The sequence below is a fragment of the Azospira oryzae genome, assembly GCF_004217225.1.
GTDB lineage: Bacteria > Pseudomonadota > Gammaproteobacteria > Burkholderiales > Rhodocyclaceae > Azospira > Azospira oryzae.
Genome location: NZ_SHKM01000001.1, coordinates 1,021,827 through 1,036,344, shown reverse-complemented (window position 1 = coordinate 1,036,344; position 14,518 = coordinate 1,021,827). Strand labels below are relative to the sequence as shown.

The following is a 14,518-nucleotide window of genomic DNA, read 5'->3' as shown; positions in this document are numbered from 1 at the left end:
CGCTCCGGCGGGGCTTTTGTTTTGCTTTGCTCCCTTACTTCACTTCAAAGCGGGCCTGCAGGGGCTTGCGGCCGGGCAGTTCCACCGCGGCCACCACCTTGGCGCCGGGCTTGAGACTGGCGGCGGCTTCCAGGCGGTTTTCTGCTGCCGGGGCCAGTTGCAGTTCGCGCTTGGCGCCGCCTTCCAGCACCGTCAGGCGGGCCTTGCCGCCCTGTACCGGCACCGGGGCGCCGTGCTGGGTGACGTAGAGGGCCACCTTGCCGGCCTGGTTTACCAGTTCCAGCTGGGCTTCGCCCGCTTCGGCGAAGATGCCGCCGTATTGGGGCTGGCCGTGTTCGGCATGGGCCATCACGGCGGCGGGGGCGGCCAGGGCGGCGGCCAGCAGCAGGGAGGAGGCGAGGGTGTGCAGTTTTTTCATGGCAGTGCTCCTTGGCAAAGAGGAAATGATGGGTATGGGATGGAGGTTGGGAAACGGGCGCAGCATGGGCCGGCTCACAGGGCTTCGCCGCCGGCTTCCGCCAGCAGCCGTTCCGCCGCCGGCCGGGCATGGCGCCAGAACAGCAGGGGGGTGAGGAAGGTGTCGAGCAGGGTGGAGCTGATGAGGCCGGAGAAGATCACCACCGCCACCGGGTGCAGGATTTCCGTGCCCGGCTCGCCGGCTTCGAAGAGCAGGGGCGCCAGGGCGAAGGCCGCAACCAGGGCGGTCATCAGCACCGGTGTCAGGCGTTCCAGGGAGCCGCGGATGATCATCTCCTTGGTGAAGCCCTCGCCCTCGAAGCGCATCAGGTTGAGGAAGTGGCTGACCTTGAGGATGCCGTTGCGGGTGGCGATGCCGGCCAAGGTGATGAAGCCGATGAGGGCGGCGATGGAGAGGGGCTGGCCCGAGAGCCACAGGCCGATGACGCTGCCCACCAGGGCCAGGGGCACGTTGGCCATAATCAGCCCGGCCAGCAGGCCGGAGCGGTAGCGGCTGTAGAGCACCAGGAAGATCATCAGGGCCGAGACCAGGGAGAGCAGGCCGATGCGCCGGGCCGCCTCCTCCTGGGCCTGGAACTGGCCGCCCAGGGTGACGAAGTAGCCCTGGGGCAGGGGATGGGCCGCCACCACGGCGCGGATGTCCGCCACCACGTCGGAGAGGGCCCGGCCCTGGGCGTTGGCGGAAATCACCAGGCGGCGCCGGCCGTCGTCCCGGGAGATCTGGTTGGGACCGTCCGACTCCTCGATCTGGGCCACCTTGGCCAGGGGCACCCGGCCCGCCGGGGTCTCGATCAGCAGCTGCTCCAGCCCGGTGGTGCCCCGGGCGCTTTCGGGCAGGCGCAGCACCAGGGCGAAGCGGCGGTTGCCTTCCACCACCTGGGTGATGCGCTCCCCGTCCACCAGGGACTGCAGGCTGGCCAGCAGCTGGGCCGTGGACAGCCCGTACTGGGCCGCCGCCCCCGCGTCGATGCGCACCTGGATCTGGGGCGAGAGCACTTGCTTTTCGATCTCCAGGTCGGCCAGGCCGGGGATGGCCTTGAGCCTTTCCTGCAGGGGGCCGGCCTGGGCCCGCAGCACGTCGAGGTCGTCGCCGAAGATCTTGATGGCGATCTGGGCCCGCACCCCGGAGAGCATGTGGTCGATGCGGTGGGAGATGGGCTGGCCCAGGTTGAGGGAGGCCGGCAGCACCGAGAGGCGCTGGCGCAGGTCGGCGAAGACTTCCTCCTTGCTGCGTTTGGAGGGCGTCAGGCGGATGTCCAGTTCGGTCACATGGACCCCTTCGGCGTGCTCGTCCAGCTCGGCCCGGCCGGAGCGGCGGCCCACGTGTTCCACCTCGGGCACCTGGCGCACCAGCTTTTCCGCCTGGCTGGCCATGCGCACCGATTCGGCCAGGGTGGCGCCGGGGTTGAGGCGCAGGGAGAGGATCAGGGCGCCCTCGTTGAAGGGCGGCAGGAAGGTGGTGGGAAAGAAGGGAATGGCCGCCAGGGCCAGCACTACCGCCGCCGCCGTGCCCGCCAGCACCGGCCGGGGCCGGGCCAGGACCCGCTCTAGCAGGGTCTGGTAGCGCGCCTTGAGCCAGCGCACCAGGCGGGTGTCGCCGTCGTGCAGGTGCTTCATCTTCGGCAGTAGGTACCAGGCCAGCACCGGGGTCAGGGTCACCGCCACCGCCAAGGAGGCGAGGATGGAGACAATGTAGGCGGTGCCCAGGGGGGCGAACAGCCGGCCCTCGATGCCCGGCAGGGCGAACAGGGGCACGAACACCAGGGCGATGATGACCGTGGCGATGACCACCGCCGAGCGCACCTCGACGCTGGCATCCCGCACCAGGGTCAGCAGGCGGGCCGGGCTCAGGGCTTCGTGGCGGGCCCGGGCCAGCTTGAGGCGGCGCAGGATGTTCTCCACGTCCACCACCGCGTCGTCCACCAGTTCGCCGATGGCGATGGCGATGCCGCCCAGGGTCATGGTGTTGATGGAGAGGCCGAAGTACTTGAAGACCAGGGCCGTGGTCAGCACCGAGACGGGGATGGCGGTGAGGGAGATGAAGGTGGTGCGGAAGTTGCCGAGGAAGAGGAACAGCACCGCGGCGACGAAGACCGAGGCGGCCAGCAGCTTCACCTCCAGGTTGTTGATGGAGGCCTCGATGAAGTTGGCCTGGCGGAAGGTCACCCGGGGCGCCGCCAGGCCCGGCGGCAGGGCCTTCTCCATGTCGGCCAGGGCCGCTTCCACGGTGCGCGTCAGGGCCACGGTGTCCGCCGCCGGCTGCTTCTGCACCGACAGGATCACCGCCGGACCGCCGTCGTAGCCCGCGTCGCCGCGCTTGATGGCCGGGGCGAAGGTGACGTTGGCGATCTGCCGCAGCAGGATGGGCTGGCCGTTTCTGGCGGTGACGGCTAGGTTCTGCAGGTCCTCCAGGCGGGAGGTGCGGCCCAGGTGGCGGATCAGGTATTCCCGGCCGTTGAGTTCCAGGAAGCCGCCGGAGGTGTTGGCGGCGTAGCCCTGCAGGGCCGCCTTCAGCTGCTCCAGGGAAATGTCCAGGCTGCCCATGAGACGGGTGTCCGGCTGCACCTGGAACTGGCGCACCTCGCCGCCGATGGGAATCACCTGGGCTACCCCGGGGATGGACAGCAGCCGGGGCCGCAGCACCCAGTCGGCGTATTCCCGCACCGCCATGGGCGTGGTCTTGGCCGGGTCGATGGGAATGGCGATGAGCAGGATCTCGCCCATGATGGAGGAGACCGGCGCCATGCGCGGCGTCACCGCCGGCGGCAGGGCTCCCTCCAGGGTGGTGAGGCGCTCGGCCACCATCTGCCGGGCCCGGTAGATGTCCGTCTCCCAGTCGAAGCTGAGGTAGAGGATGGACAGGCCGGCGGAAGAGACGGAGCGGATGCCCGCCACCCCGGGCAGGCCGTTCATGGCCGTTTCCAGGGGGAAGGTGACCAGCTGCTCCACCTCCTCCGGGGCCATGCCGCCGGCCTCGCTCATGAGGGTGACGGTGGGGCGGTTGAGGTCGGGAAAGACGTCCACCGGTGTGCGCGACAATTGCAGGCCGCCGAAGACCATCAGGGCGAAGGCCGCGGCCAGCACCAGGAGGCGGTTGGCCAGGCTGTTTTCCAGGAGCCACTTGAACATGCCGGTTCTCCTAGCGCACCTGGTTGAGCAGGGGGGCTCCCTGCACCACCACCCGGTCGCCCGGGGCCAGGCCCTGGGTCACCGCCACCCGGGCCCCGTCCAGGGGCTGGTAGCGGATGGCCCGGGGCTCGAACAGCTCGGGGCTGCGCTTGACCCAGAGGATGGTCTCGTTGCTCGGATTCTTCACCAGGGCCGTGGCCGGCACGGCGGCCGCCTCCAGGGTGCCCTTGAGGCGCACCTGGACCTTCACCGGCTGGCCCAGGGCCAGCCACTGGCCGACGCCGGCGCTGTGGTTGTCGAAGATCACCGGCAGGGCCTGCTCCTTGAGGCGCCGCCCGGCACCGAGGAATTCCAGGGGAATGACCCGGGGCGCCGCCGGCCCGGCACCGGCGCCGCCTTCGCTGACGGCGACGCTGGCCGCCTCGATGGCTTCGGCGGCCAGGGGCGTGTAGGCCATGGCCTCGATGTGCAGGCTGTCCGGGTCCACCACCTCGAAGATGATGTCCCGGGCCTCCACGATCTGGCCCGCCATGCCGTTGGCGGCGGCGATGACGCCGGTCACCGGCGCCACCAGGGTGTCCCGGTTGGAGAGGCCGCCGCCCACCGCCGCGATGCGGCCCTTGAGGCTCTTCACCTCGCTCTCGGCCGCCTCGATGTCCTTGCGCGGCACCGTGTCGGCCAGCTCCTGCAGCCGGGCCAGGCGCTTTTCCGCCAGGCTGCGGGCGGCCTGCAGCTCGGCCAGCAGGGCGCTCTGGTTGGAGCGCTCGATCTGGCCGGCGCTGGGCACCACGTAGGCCAGTACCTGGCCTTTCTGCACCTTCTGGCCGACGCTGGGCAGGCCCGCCGGACCCGGCTCCAGGCGCCCGGCCAGCATGGACTGGACGCGGCCGCCCTTGTGGGGGTCCATGATCACCGTGGCGTTCAGCTCCAGGGTACGGGGCAGGGGGCCGGGAGTGACCGGCAGGGTGCGGATCTCGATCTGGCGCTGGCTGGCCTTGGGCAGGAAGACGCTGCCGTCGGCCTGGCGCCGGGGTGCATCGCCGGAGACCGGGGCGGCGGCTTCGTCGCCGTGGCCTTCGTGGGCCTGCAGGGGCATGGCCGGCAGGGCCAGAGCGGCGCCCAGGCAGGCGGCGAGGGATGCCCGCAGCAGTAGGCGGGACGGGATTCTACGGGCGCTCATGCGGCACCTCCTTGTCGTTGCTGGCGGCGGCGCCATGCCAGGCCAAGGCCCAGCAGCAGGGCGGCTGCCAGGGCAAGGCCGGCCAGCAGGGCCGTGGATATTGGGCCGGAGGCCAGGGCGTGATCCTCATGCACGTCCAGGTCCCCCAGCAGCAGGTCGCTTTCTTCCGCCTGTCCCTCGGCGGCGGGCAGGCTCAGGGTGAAGGTCAGGCTGTGCTCGCCGGCCTGTTGCAGGGCGGGCAGCAGGGCGGCGTCGCCGAGCAGGTAGTCGCCGTGCTCGGGGCGGAAGGCGGCGACGGCGCTCTGGCCGCCGCTTTCCACTTCCAGCCGGGCGTTGAGCACCGGGGCGTTGTCGGCGCTGCGGTCCAGCCACAGCACCAGCCCTTCGGGACGCAGCCGGCCCACCAGTTCGAACTGGTCGGAGACGGCCTCCACCCGGGGGCTGGGGGCGGGGCTGCCGGCAGGGGCGGCGGGGCCGTCGGCCCGGGCCGGGGCGGCCAGGGCGAGGCAGAGAAGCAGGGGGGATATCAGTCGCAACATGGCTTTACTCCGGCAGCAGGCCCAGGGCCTGGCGCAGTTGGGAAAGGGCGGCGGCCGCCTGGATGCGGGAGCGCACCGCCTGGCGTTCGGCCTCGAAGGCTTCCAGCTCGATGCGCAGGCGGGTGGGCAGGTCGGCTTCGCCGAGGCGGAAGGCCTTGTCGTAGAAGCCCCGGTTTTCCGCCGCCAGCCGGGCCCGGGTTTCTGCCGCCGCCAGCTGCAGGCGGGCCGCGTCGAGCTGGGCCCGGGCGGTCTCGCCTTCCTGGGCCAGGCGCTGCCGTTCCAGGCGCAGCTGGGTTTCGGCCTCGATCAGGTCGGCGTTGGCTTCGGCGATGCGGGCCTGGTTGCGCGGGGTCGAAGAGAAGGGCAGGCGCAGGGCCAGGGCCCAGGTCTGGTCCGTCATCTCGCCGGCGGCGCTGCGGTCGCGGCGGGTGGAAATGGCAATTTCCGGATTGGCCCGGGTCTGGCGGGAGGCCAGTTCCAGGGCCCGGCGGGAAACGGTGCTGCGCTGGGCCAGATCCTGCAGCAAGGGGTGGCCGATAGCTGTAGCGGCGCCTTCGGCGTCGGCGCCATCCTCATCCGCGAGGGCCGCGGGCAGGGCGTTGGCGGCCGGTTCCGGTTCGGTCTGGGGTGGGCCGTCGGCCGGCCGGGGGGGCTGGCCGGTGAGGCTTTGCAGGCGGCGGGCCGCGGCCAGGGCGGCCACCCGGCTCTCGGCCAGGGCCGCCTGGGCGGCGGCCTGGGCGCCCTGGGCCTGGTTGAGGTCGGCCCGGGAAAGGTCGCCGGCCTTCATCCGCCGTTCCACATCAGAAGCGAGACGGGCGGCGTTGTCGGCCCGGGCCTGGGCCACCTGCTGGTCCTGGCCGGCCTGCTGCCAGGCCCACCAGGCGCTGCGCAGTTCGGCGGCCAGTTGCAGGCGGGCGGCCAGGGTGCGGGCGTCCAGGGCTTCCTTGCGGGCATCGGCCAGGGCCCGGGTGCCGTCCTTCTCGCCGGGCAGCCAGAGGGGCAGAGCGATGCCCGTTTCCACTTCCCGGGCGCCCCGGTCCCGGTTGTAGCGGTCGGTGCGGGTGGACAGGTCCAGGCTCGGCGGCTGGGCCAAAAGGGAGTCGGCGGCTTCCTGCTGGGCCCGGGCGGCGTCCTGCCGTTGGGGCAGGGCGGCAGCCAGGGGCTGGCGCTCCCAGGCGGCGGCAAAGGCCCGGGCCAGGGGCGAGGCGGGCAGGGGTGCCGAGGCGGGCAGGGGTGCCGTTGCCGGGGCGACGGCAGGCTCCGCGGCCCGGGCAGGGGACAGGAATCCCTGGCCGAGGCCCAGGCTCAGGGCGAGCAGGGCCGGCAGCAGGCGGGCGCGATGGCGGACGGGGTGCCCCGGATGGGGGGCGGTTGCGGTCTTCCGCATGGTTTTCTCCGGTGAGGCAGGGAAAAACCGGCGGTACTCCGCGGTGAGGTCGCGGGCGCAGGCGGCGCGGCGCCTTTCAGGGCGTCGGCAGCATGGGCTGGCTCAACGGGAATTTCCGCCGGACTTCAGGCGGAGAAGGAGCGGGGGGGACGTTCCAGGCCCAGGGGAATGGGCGAGAGATAGCGGGCGGCGATGGCCGGGGGGCGCACGTCCTTGCCGGCAGCGGCCGGTAGGGTGGTGTCGGCGGTGAGACCGATGAGGTGGCCGAAAACGTGACCGGCGCAGCAGTGGTGATGGCCCGGCTGGCCCTGGCCGTCGTCGCCGGCGGCGTGGTGCTGGGGGGCGCAGTCCTGGTCGTGGTGGGTGTGCTGCAGGCTGTCGTGGGCACCCTGGTCGCCGTGGTGGTGCTCGGCCACGGCGGCATGGTCGTGGGGCGCGGCCGCACTCACCATTTCCCAGCCGAAGGTCGGCGTCAGGAAACCGGCCAGCATCACGGCCAGGAGGCCGCGGGCGATGGCAGTGGTGAGGAGGGCGGTGAGTCGCATGGGAGGCATTCTAGGCGCCGGAAGCGGTTTTGACCATGGAGATGGATCAAAAACGGGATCAAAAACGGCGGATGTCCCCCAGGGGCATCCGCCTGGCGCCGCTTCGGATCAGCGGTAGTTGGCCCGGTCGAAGAGGATTTGGGCCTTGGCCCGGTACATGGCCAGGGAACCCACGGGCAGGGCGTCGGCCTTGAACTTGCCGAGACTTTCCAGAGCCGGGTTGCCGACCTTGACGCTGGCCACCACCGGCCATTCGTTGTTGCCGTCGGCGAAGTAGCGCTGGGCTTCGTCGGAGGCCAGGTACTCGAGGAACTTCACGGCGGCGGCCTTGTGCGGTGCGTTCTTCAGCATGCCGGCGCCGGAGACGTTGATGTGGGTGCCGCTGGTCTTCTGGTTGGGCCAGACGACGCCGACCTTTTCCATGACCTTCTTGTCCTCGGCCTTGTCGGAGCGCAGCAGGCGGGCCACGTAGTAGGTGTTGGAGACGGTGACGCCGCATTCGCCGGCGGCCACGGCCTTGATCTGGTCGGTGTCGCCGCCCTTGGGGGCGCGGGCGAAGTTGGCCACCACGCCCTTGGCCCAGGCTTCGGCCTTGGCCTCGCCCTGGTTGGCGATGATGGAGGCCATCAGGGACAGGTTGTAGGGGTGGGAGCCGGAGCGGGTGCACACCTGGCCCTTGAGCTTGGGGTTGGCCAGGTCGTCGTAGTTCTGCACGTCCTCGGCCTTCACCGCGCTCTTGTTATAGACGATGACCCGGGCCCGGGTGGAGAAGGAGAACCAGTCGTCGGTGCGCAGATTGGCCGGGATGCGGGATTCCAGGACCTTGGACTTGACCGGGGCGAACAGGCCCAGTTCGTGGGCCAGGGCCAGGCGGGAGGCGTCCACCGTCAGCAGCACGTCGGCGGGGCTGTTGGCGCCTTCGTTTTTGATGCGCTCCAGCAGTTCCTCTTCCTTGCCTTCGATGCGGTTGATCTTGATGCCGGTCTGCTTGCTGAAATTCTCGTAGAGCTTTTCGTCGGTCTGGTAATGGCGGGCGGAATAGAGGTTCAGCACGTTTTCCTCGGCGGCCTGCAGATTGAGGGACAGGGCTGCGGCCAGGGCGCCGGCGAGAAAGGGGAGACGCAGGGTCATGGAGAACTCCAGCACGGGTTGGTCAGGTAAGTGTCAGATTCTAGTCAGGCTTGAGTCTTGTGTAAATGAGAATGTTTCTTGTGCTGTAACCGGTGGTCGCGACAGCGGTGGCTGGGGCGCGGGCAACAAAAAAGCCGGCATCGGCCGGCTTTGTCGGGGAGGTGGTGGTGTTGCGTTACTGCTGTTCGGTGACGCGGCGGGCACCGTTGTAGCGGGCCACCCAGTAGCTCTGGCGCATGTCCTCGACCCGCACTTCGCCGCCGGGGCGGGGGGAATGGACGAACTGGTTGTTGCCGAGGTAGATGCCGACGTGGGAGAAGGCGCGGCGCATGGTGTTGAAGAACACCAGGTCGCCCGGCTTGAGGTCGTTGCTGGCGACCTGCTCGCCCACCTGGCTCATTTCCTTGGCGGTGCGGGGCAGGTTGAGGCCCAGGGAGTCCTGGAAGACGTAACGCACGAAGCCGCTGCAGTCCAGGCCGGAATCCGGCGTGTTGCCGCCGCGAACGTAACGCACGCCAACGAACTCCAGGCCCTTGATGATCAGGTCCTGGACGCCGCTGGTGTAGCGTTTGAAAAAGGTCGGTTCCTCCCCGCGGGGCTCCATCCTGAATTCATCCGCCGTAGCGGTGCCGGTGTTGGCCAGAACCCCGATGAACAGGGCCAGGAGGGAAGCTGCGAGCTGTTTTTTATTCAGCATGGGGCCGGACTTTATTGGAAAATCAGCCAGTTGTAAACCTAAGGTCATATACGTACAAAGCTTCTGTCACATTCGGTGGCCGGGGGTAAAGCCGCTTTTACACCGGCCCCGCCGCCGGGGCGCGGCGCCGTGGTTATAATCCCGGGACCCCGGTGGGCTGCGCAGGCCTTGCCTGGCGGTGCCGCCCCTGCGCCCGCGCCGTCCCCTGCTTGCCCCGGACCCTATGAGCCAACAGGAAAGATCATGACCGAAGCACCCCATCCCAGAATCTTGATCGTGGACGATTCCCGCATGGTGCGGGCTTCCATCATCAAGCACCTGAAAGGGCACTATGAGATTCGGGAAGAGGGCGACGGGGAGGCCGCCTGGCAGACCCTGGTGCTGGACCACGACATCCAGGCCGTCATTTCCGACCTGTCCATGCCGGTGATGGACGGCTTCGACCTGCTGGCCCGCATCCGGGATTCCAAGGTCAGCCGCCTGCGCCAGCTGCCGGTGATCATGATCTCCGGCGAGGAGGACGAGGAGTCCCGGGACAAGGCCCTGGCTCTGGGGGCCAACGATTTCATCACCAAGGGCATCGGCACCGCCGAGTTGCTGGCCCGGGTCGATTCCCTGGTGCGCCTGGGCCAGGCCGAGCAGGCCCTGCACAGCCACCAGGACCAGCAGCTGCGCCATCCCCACAGCGGCCTGTTCACCCGGGCCTATCTGGAAGCCCAGGCCGAACAGGCCCTCTCCCTGGCCGGGCGGCAGCAGGCCCCGGCCAGCGTGCTGGTGCTGGGCTTCGATTCCCTGGAACGCTATACCGCCCAATACGGCGGCGCCCTGGTGGACAAGCTGCAGGAACGCTTTGCCAAGCTCCTGGCCGGCAACATCCGCAAGGAAGACAGCCTGGGCCACTATTCCGACACCACCTTCGCCATCGTCTCCCCCGGCACCCCGGGGGCGGCCAGCGAGGCCTTCGCCAACCGCCTGCGCCATGCGGTGGAAACTTCCAACATCGCCGTGCACGGCCAGCGTCTGCCCCTCACCATCAGCATCGGCATCGCCAGCTTCCCCCTGGACGGGGCGCCCAGCGCCACCAGCCTGCTGGCCATGGCCGAGGCGCGGCGGGCGGCGGCGGCCGCTGCCGGCGGCAACCGGGCCGTGGCGCCGGCGCCTGCCGTTGAACCGGCGGCGGTGCGCGGCGGTGCGGCGGTCAGCGTCGACCAGGCCCTGGCCATGCTGGCCGCCGGGCAGGACGAGGAATTGCGGCCCCAGGCGGCGGCTTTGGCCAAGGCCTTGATGCCCCTCCTTAGCTTTCTTAATTATGAATTACAATACGGGCCTTCCGCAGACGTACCGGAGTCCAAATTCCAGGCGTCGGGGGAACCCCAGGGCAACCGCAATCCGGGTGGGGATGCGCCCTAGGTGAAAATAGAACAGGACGAGATCAGCCTCGAATCCACCCCATAAAAAATAATCAGCAAACCAAAGTAGTGCAGGACGCAAACGCTAGAGGGAGTTTTATGACCAGCTACAAAGAGTTTCATCGTCGTTCCATCGAACAACCGGATGCCTTCTGGAGCGAGCAGGCCCAACTGATCGACTGGCACAAGCCTTTCGACCAGGTCTGCGATTACTCCCGTCCTCCGTTTGCCAAGTGGTTCGTCGGCGGCCAGACCAACCTGTGCTACAACGCCGTTGATCGCCACGCCAAGACCCGCCCCAACGACAACGCCCTGATTTTCATCTCCACCGAAACCGACGTGGAGAAGGTCTACTCCTTCGCCGAGCTGCAGCGCGAAGTCGAGCGCATGGCCGCCATCTACCAGAGCCTGGGCGTCAAGAAGGGCGACCGCGTCCTGATCTACATGCCCATGATCGCCGAAGCCTGCTTCGCCATCCTGGCCTGTGCCCGTATCGGTGCCATCCACTCCGTGGTCTTCGGCGGCTTCGCCTCCGGCTCCCTGGCCACCCGCATCGACGATGCCAAGCCGGTGCTGATCGTCTCCTCCGACGCCGGCATGCGCGGCGGCAAGGCCGTGCCCTACAAGCACCTGCTGGACGACGCCATCAACCAGGCCGAGCACAAGCCCGGCAAGGTGCTGATGGTGGACCGGGGCCTGGACAAGGCCTTCAACAAGGTCGAAGGCCGGGACGTGGATTACGCCGCCCTGCGCTCCCAGTTCATGGACGCCCAGGTGCCCGTGACCTGGGTGGAGTCTTCCGACCCCTCCTACATCCTGTACACCTCCGGCACCACCGGCAAGCCCAAGGGCGTGCAGCGTGACACCGGCGGCTACGCCGTGGCCCTGGCTTCCTCCATCAAGCACATCTACTGCGGCAAGCCCGGCGAGACCTTCTTCTCCACCTCCGACATCGGCTGGGTGGTGGGCCACTCCTACATCATCTACGGCCCCCTGATCGGCGGCATGGCCACCATCATGTACGAAGGCACCCCGATCCGTCCGGATGCCGGCATCTGGTGGCAGATCGTCGAGAAGTACAAGGTCAATGTGATGTTCTCCGCCCCCACCGCTGCCCGGGTGCTGAAGAAGCACGACCCCGCCTTCCTGCACAAGTACGACCTCTCCAGCCTGAAGCACCTGTTCCTGGCCGGCGAGCCCCTGGACCAGCCGACCCACGAATGGATCATGGGCGAGCTGAAGCTGCCGGTGATCGACAACTACTGGCAGACCGAAACCGGCTGGCCCATGCTGTCCACCGTGCGCGGCGTCGAAGACACCAAGATCAAGTACGGCACCCCGTCCTTCCCGGTCTATGGCTACGACGTGCGCATCTTCCGCGAAGACGGTTCCGAGTGCGACGCCAACGAGAAGGGCATCCTGGGCGTGGTGCCCCCCCTGCCGCCCGGCTGCCTGACCACCGTGTGGGGCGACGACGAGCGTTTCGTGAACACCTACTTCAGCCTGTTCAAGGAACCGCTGGTTTACTCCTCCTACGACTGGGCCATCAAGGACGACGAGGGTTACCACTTCATCCTGGGCCGTACCGACGACGTCATCAACGTCGCCGGCCACCGCCTCGGTACCCGGGAAATCGAGGAAGCCGTGCAGGGTCACCCCGCCGTGGCCGAAGTGGCCGTGGTCGGTGTGAACGACGCCCTCAAGGGCCAGCTGCCGGTGGCCTTCGCCGTGGTCAAGGACGCCTCCAAGATCGCCACCCCCGAACTGGTGGCGGCCCTGGAGAAGGAAGTGATGAAGCGGGTGGACGAGACCCTGGGCGCCATCGCCCGTCCCGGCCGCGTGTACTTCATCTCCGGCCTGCCCAAGACCCGTTCCGGCAAGCTGCTGCGCCGTTCCATCCAGGCCCTGGCCGAAGGCCGGGATCCGGGCGACCTCACCACCATCGAGGACCCCACCGCCCTGGAGCAGATCAAGGCCGCCCTCAGCGCCTGATCCTGCCGGCCTCCGGCAAAAAGCCCGCTGCATCGCTGCAGCGGGCTTTTTTTTGGACATTCGCCGCCGGCATCAGGCCGGCATCAGGCAGGAAGGGCCCAGATGGCCGCGCTCCGCAGCGGCCTGCCGGCCGGTTGCGGCAGGGGCTCCCCCTCGGGGCGGCAAACGGCTACACTGTCTGCCAAACGTCATAGGCGGCAGGCCGGCGCGGTGCCGGCGGCCCCTTCCTGGGGAGGAAAACAAGCGATGTCCACGTCCTGGCTCGCCACCAATCTGGTGGCTACCTTTCTGTTGCCGCCGGGTAACGGTCTGGGGCTCCTGCTGCTGGCCTTCCTCTTCCGACAGCGACGCCCCCAGCTGGCCATGAGCCTGGGACTGACGGGGGGATTGCTGCTGCTGGTGCTGTCCCTGCCGGTGGTGGGCCGCGCCCTGGTGCAGCGCCTGGAGGCGCCGCCGGTGGTGCCGGAGCAGGTGCAGGAAAAGGCCAAGGGAGCCGGCGCCATCGTCGTCCTCGGCGGCGGCCGCTACCGGGAAGCGCCGGAATACGGCGGCGACACGGTGGGCAACGAGACCCTGGTCCGCCTGCGCTACGCCGGGCAGCTGCAGCGCCAGACCGGCCTGCCGCTGCTGGTCACCGGCGGCACGCCGGACGGCGGCGAGGTGAGCGAGGCCGAGGCCATGGCCCGGGTGCTGCGGGACGAATTCAGGGTGCCGGTGCGCTGGGTTGAGGGCGAGTCGGACAACACCCGGGAGAATGCCCTGAAGACGGCTGCCCTGCTCAAGGAGGCCGGCGTGTCCCGGGTCCTGCTGGTCAGCCACGCCTGGCACCTGCCCCGGGCGGCCCTGGCCTTCAGCCGGGCGGGCCTGGAAGTGGTGCCCATGCCGACCCTGTTCCAGCGCGGCGTGCCCACGGCCCTGGACTACCTGCCCCAGGCCGACGGCCTGCGCGCCTCGCGCACCGCCCTGCACGAATGGCTGGGGCGTTTCTGGTACTGGCTGCGGGGCTGAGCCGGCCGCTTTTCAGGCGGCCCGGGATAGCCGGGCCGCAGCCGGCGCGCCCAGCACCTGGGCGAGAAAATCCAGCGCTTCGCCGCTGACCCGGCGCCGTTCGTTGTCCAGGGTGATGATGTGGTAGCTGTCGTCCAGCACCACCTTGCGCCGGCGCTCGGCGCTGATGCGGCGGTATACCTGCTCCGGGCTGCGCAGGCTGGCCACGTCGTCTTCCCGGGAGTGGATCACCAGGGTGGGGCTGACCACCTGGGGCAATTCCTTCTTGATGCTGCCGATCAGGCGCTGGGCCTGGTAGATGCCGTTGAGGGGCAGCTCCGAGGCGCCGGCGGCGGAGACTTCCCTTTCCCGCATGTCCCGTTCCACCCGGGCCCGCACCCGGGGATTCTTCAGGCCGAAGGGGGCCCGTTCCCGATAGGTGTAGATGTGGCGCAGGGGCGTGTAGTAGCCCAGGGGCAGGAGGAAGCTGTACCAGGGAATGCCCCAGCCGTCGTAGTAAAGGGTGGTGGCCAGGGCGAGCACCGCCGCCACCTGCAGGCCCCGCTGGGCCGCCAGGTGCAGGGCCAGGTCGGCGCCGATGCACAGGCCGCCGACGACGACGCGGCGATGCTGCTGCCGCAGTTCGTCGAAGACCGTTTCCACCTGGGCGTACCACTCCTCCCAGGGGCTGCGGGCGAAGCGGCGGTCCAGCACGTCCTCGGCGCACACCGTATAGCCCTGCAAATGGGGAATGGCGACGCGGTAGCCGGCTTTTTCCAGCTCCTTGCCGAGGGGGGACATTTCGTTGGGGTTGCTGTAGAGGCCGTGCAGCAGCAGGACGGCGGTGTCGTCGCCGGGGGGAAGCGGGTGGGGCAAGTCACTCTCCTAGCCGTTGATCGGCTTATGGCGCGCCATGCTAGCCCCGGGGACTGACCCACCTCTGACCCTCCGCTGACCGGGGGCTGACCCTGCCGCCGGCGCCATCCCCGGCGTCAGCCGCGTTGCCGCTACGGCGCCTGGCGGCGCCGATCGCCGGCGCTATGAC

General features: G+C 69.2%; 12 protein-coding genes. 3 read left to right on the top strand and 9 right to left on the bottom strand.

Annotation, left to right across the window (positions count from 1 at the left end; all coding sequences use genetic code 11):
* Positions 1 to 34: 34 nt before the first annotated feature.
* The 8 genes from EV678_RS04715 to EV678_RS04680 all read right to left on the bottom strand — a co-directional run bounded on the left by EV678_RS04715 (position 35) and on the right by EV678_RS04680 (position 9,085).
* Positions 35 to 418, bottom strand: a complete 384-nt coding sequence (locus EV678_RS04715; protein WP_130458686.1) for a hypothetical protein — start codon at positions 416 to 418, stop codon at positions 35 to 37.
* Between the two features lie 74 nt (positions 419 to 492).
* Positions 493 to 3,606: an efflux RND transporter permease subunit gene (locus EV678_RS04710; protein WP_130458685.1), complete on the bottom strand. Its 3,114-nt coding sequence runs from the start codon at positions 3,604 to 3,606 to the stop codon at positions 493 to 495.
* 10 nt (positions 3,607 to 3,616) lie between these two features.
* The gene (locus EV678_RS04705; protein ID WP_130458684.1) at positions 3,617 to 4,786 is read right to left on the bottom strand and encodes an efflux RND transporter periplasmic adaptor subunit; all 1,170 of its coding nucleotides are present in this window, start codon (positions 4,784 to 4,786) and stop codon (positions 3,617 to 3,619) included.
* On the bottom strand, positions 4,783 to 5,325 hold the full coding sequence (locus EV678_RS04700; protein WP_130458683.1) for a hypothetical protein: 543 nt from the start codon (positions 5,323 to 5,325) through the stop codon (positions 4,783 to 4,785). Before EV678_RS04700 ends, EV678_RS04705 begins: the two co-directional genes overlap by 4 nt.
* 4 nt (positions 5,326 to 5,329) lie before the next feature.
* Positions 5,330 to 6,712 carry a TolC family protein gene (locus tag EV678_RS04695; protein ID WP_130458682.1) on the bottom strand — a complete coding sequence of 461 codons (1,383 nt, stop codon included), beginning with the start codon at positions 6,710 to 6,712 and terminating at the stop codon, positions 5,330 to 5,332.
* A gap of 125 nt (positions 6,713 to 6,837) precedes the next feature.
* Positions 6,838 to 7,257 carry a hypothetical protein gene (locus EV678_RS04690; protein WP_130458681.1) on the bottom strand — a complete coding sequence of 140 codons (420 nt, stop codon included), beginning with the start codon at positions 7,255 to 7,257 and terminating at the stop codon, positions 6,838 to 6,840.
* A 108-nt stretch (positions 7,258 to 7,365) separates the two neighbouring features.
* The gene (locus EV678_RS04685; RefSeq protein WP_130458680.1) at positions 7,366 to 8,388 is read right to left on the bottom strand and encodes a Fe(3+) ABC transporter substrate-binding protein; all 1,023 of its coding nucleotides are present in this window, start codon (positions 8,386 to 8,388) and stop codon (positions 7,366 to 7,368) included.
* Positions 8,389 to 8,563: 175 nt separating this feature from the next.
* Positions 8,564 to 9,085, bottom strand: coding sequence for a C40 family peptidase (locus EV678_RS04680; RefSeq protein WP_014237943.1), 522 nt, complete (start codon positions 9,083 to 9,085; stop codon positions 8,564 to 8,566).
* Positions 9,086 to 9,328: 243 nt separating this feature from the next.
* Between EV678_RS04680 and EV678_RS04675 the strand changes: the two genes are divergently transcribed.
* The 3 genes from EV678_RS04675 to EV678_RS04665 all read left to right on the top strand — a co-directional run bounded on the left by EV678_RS04675 (position 9,329) and on the right by EV678_RS04665 (position 13,494).
* The gene (locus EV678_RS04675) at positions 9,329 to 10,495 is read left to right on the top strand and encodes a response regulator (protein WP_130458679.1); all 1,167 of its coding nucleotides are present in this window, start codon (positions 9,329 to 9,331) and stop codon (positions 10,493 to 10,495) included.
* 41 nt (positions 10,496 to 10,536) lie between these two features.
* The gene (locus EV678_RS04670; protein WP_130458678.1) at positions 10,537 to 12,486 is read left to right on the top strand and encodes a propionate--CoA ligase; all 1,950 of its coding nucleotides are present in this window, start codon (positions 10,537 to 10,539) and stop codon (positions 12,484 to 12,486) included.
* 246 nt (positions 12,487 to 12,732) lie between these two features.
* Complete coding sequence (locus tag EV678_RS04665) at positions 12,733 to 13,494, top strand: YdcF family protein (RefSeq protein ID WP_130458677.1); 762 nt, start codon at positions 12,733 to 12,735, stop codon at positions 13,492 to 13,494.
* A 12-nt stretch (positions 13,495 to 13,506) separates the two neighbouring features.
* Here the strand turns inward: EV678_RS04665 and EV678_RS04660 are convergent, their stop codons facing one another.
* On the bottom strand, positions 13,507 to 14,349 hold the full coding sequence (locus EV678_RS04660; protein ID WP_207222169.1) for an alpha/beta hydrolase: 843 nt from the start codon (positions 14,347 to 14,349) through the stop codon (positions 13,507 to 13,509).
* Positions 14,350 to 14,518 lie beyond the last annotated feature (169 nt).